2 protein-coding genes and 1 tRNA gene are annotated in these 2,131 nt (G+C 61.1%); 2 read left to right on the plus strand and 1 reads right to left on the minus strand.

Going from position 1 to position 2,131, the window contains the following annotated elements:
* The first annotated feature begins 296 nt into the window (after nucleotides 1–296).
* Nucleotides 297–372 (plus strand) — tRNA-Thr (locus tag Q0L57_RS13145).
* A gap of 51 nt (nucleotides 373–423) precedes the next feature.
* Here Q0L57_RS13145 and Q0L57_RS13150 read toward each other — a convergent pair.
* Nucleotides 424–1,038, minus strand: a complete 615-nt coding sequence (locus tag Q0L57_RS13150) for a TetR/AcrR family transcriptional regulator (protein ID WP_296743257.1) — start codon at nucleotides 1,036–1,038, stop codon at nucleotides 424–426.
* Nucleotides 1,039–1,130: 92 nt separating this feature from the next.
* Between Q0L57_RS13150 and Q0L57_RS13155 the strand changes: the two genes are divergently transcribed.
* A partial coding sequence (locus Q0L57_RS13155) for a spermidine/putrescine ABC transporter substrate-binding protein (RefSeq protein ID WP_296743259.1) occupies nucleotides 1,131–2,131 on the plus strand: 1,001 nt, incomplete at its 3' end.

The raw sequence follows: 2,131 nt of genomic DNA on the forward strand, positions 1-2,131 counted from the left end.
AGGCCAGCGCGATGAAGCCGATGATGGTGGTGACGCCGGTCCAGTCGATATTGGCTTTCTTCAGATCGCTGATGAGCTTCAACAGCAGAAGCCAAGTCACGACGATGATCGGCAGGATGATGACGAATCTGATCATGCGACACCCTCCTTCGGGGCGATTGCAGCCGATGGAGATGTAGGAACGTACCTGGCGGTTTTCAGCATGCCGGCTCAGTTCAATGCCGCCGGTCCCATCGGCGGTCGAAAAACAGAGTTTTGTCTTTACTGGCGCACCAAATGTGCTACCGGAGCGCCATGCCCTTGTAGCTCAGCTGGTAGAGCAGCGGTTTTGTAAACCGAAGGTCGCGGGTTCGATCCCTGCCGGGGGCACCAGCAGTCAGAGCGGGATATCCATCCTCACCAAGACGCTGTCGTTGTCCGACATCACACCCCAATCGCCGCTATCAGTATCCTGTTCTGCCTTCGTAGCGCCGCGCGCAGTTCCGGGATCCTCGCCTCGTCGCGCTTCACGAACTCGATGAACATCATGTTCACGTTGTTGAAGATGAGCTCGCCCACCGCCGGCCCGTCTATGTCGGTGCGCACCAGGCCGATTTCCTGCAGGCGGGCTATCAGCGCGCTTATCTGTTCGGTCAGGTCGCGGTCGAGCCCGGTATAGGCCTGGCCGAACGGGCTGTCGGGCTGCTGCGTCGAGATCGCCATCGCCTGCCGCCACATCTCCTTGCTCAGATAGTGCAGCGAGTGCTCGATGTAGATGCCGATCAGCGTGTCCAGCGCATCGCCGACATTGGCCGGCGGATTGGCGACGACGCCGCGCCCGGCATTGAGCACCTCGTTGACTTCCAGCGAGACGATGGCGCCGAGGATGTCGCCCTTGTTCTGATAGTAATTGTAGATCGTGCCGATCGAGACCTCGGCCTGCGTGGCTATCGCCTCGATCTTGGCGCCCTCATAGCCGGCCTCGCGGAAAAGCGCCGCCGCCGCCTCGATGATGCGCCTGTGCCGATCCGCCTTTTGCCTTGCCCGCAATCCGCTCATTTCAGTCTCTTGCCACAAAAACAGAATTGACTCAATTTTAGAATTGGTTCAATTTTTTTGCAAGAAGCCACAAAGGCAAGGGAGAACACTCGATGTCGATCAACGCACGGAATCCGCTTTCCACCCTGAAGTCCCATCTCGCCGCCGCATGCGCGGCCACGGCGCTGCTCGTCGCGGCAGGCGCCGCGCAGGCCGCAGACCTCAACGCGCTGATCTGGTGCGACCACTCCGATCCGGCGCTGTTGCAGCCCTTCGAGCAGGCCAACAACATCAAGGTCAACGTCAAGGAGTTCGAGGGCACCGGCGCCGGCCTAGCGATCGTCGAGCAGTCGCAGCCCGGAGACTGGGACGTGATGGTGATCGACAGCATCGATGTGCCGCGCGGTGTCGAGAAAGGCCTTTTCGAGCCGCTGCCGGAGGACAAGCTGCCCTTCGCCGACCTGTTCCCGCAGGTGAAGATGGACAAGTCGACCATCGTCGACGGCAAGCGCTACGGCATCACCGAGAAATTCGGCTACAACACGATCGGCTTCAACAAGACCAAGGTCGACCCGGCCGACATGCAGTCGCTGGCTTCGCTCACCAGCGACAAATACAAGGGCAAGGTCGCGATCTACGATTATTACCTGCCGGTGATCGGCATGGCGGCGCTCGCCATCGGCAAGAAGACGGCCGACCTCACCGAGGCCGACCTGCCGGCGCTCAAGGCTGAACTGCTCAGGATGAAGGCCAACGCCAAGCTGGTCGGCGAAGTGACCGCCAGCCAGACCGCTTTGGCCACCGGAGAGGTCAACATCCTGGTCGGCGGCGGCGAGTGGGTGACGGCGGGCCTTGCCAAGGAAAACCCGGCGCTCGACTTCTCGATCCCGAAGGAAGGCGCGGTGCTTTGGTCGCAGTCGCTCGCCATGTTCAAGGATTCCAAGAACAAGGACATGGCGCTGAAATTCATCCAGTACATCCTGAGCCCTGAAGGCCAGGCGCGGCTCGCCACCTCCTCCTGCTATTGGGGCATGCCGTCCAACAGCAAGGCGGCGCTGACCGACGAGCAGAAGAAGATCCTGCGCTTCGACGAGCAGCCCGGCTTCCTCGCCCG

Source organism: Mesorhizobium sp. (assembly GCF_024509055.1).
GTDB lineage: Bacteria > Pseudomonadota > Alphaproteobacteria > Rhizobiales > Rhizobiaceae > Mesorhizobium.

What these genes read in the sequence shown, in the direction of transcription:
- Q0L57_RS13150 (WP_296743257.1), bottom strand. Translation starts at nt 1,038, where the DNA reads ATGAGCGGATTGCGGGCAAGGCAAAAGGCGGATCGGCACAGGCGCATC.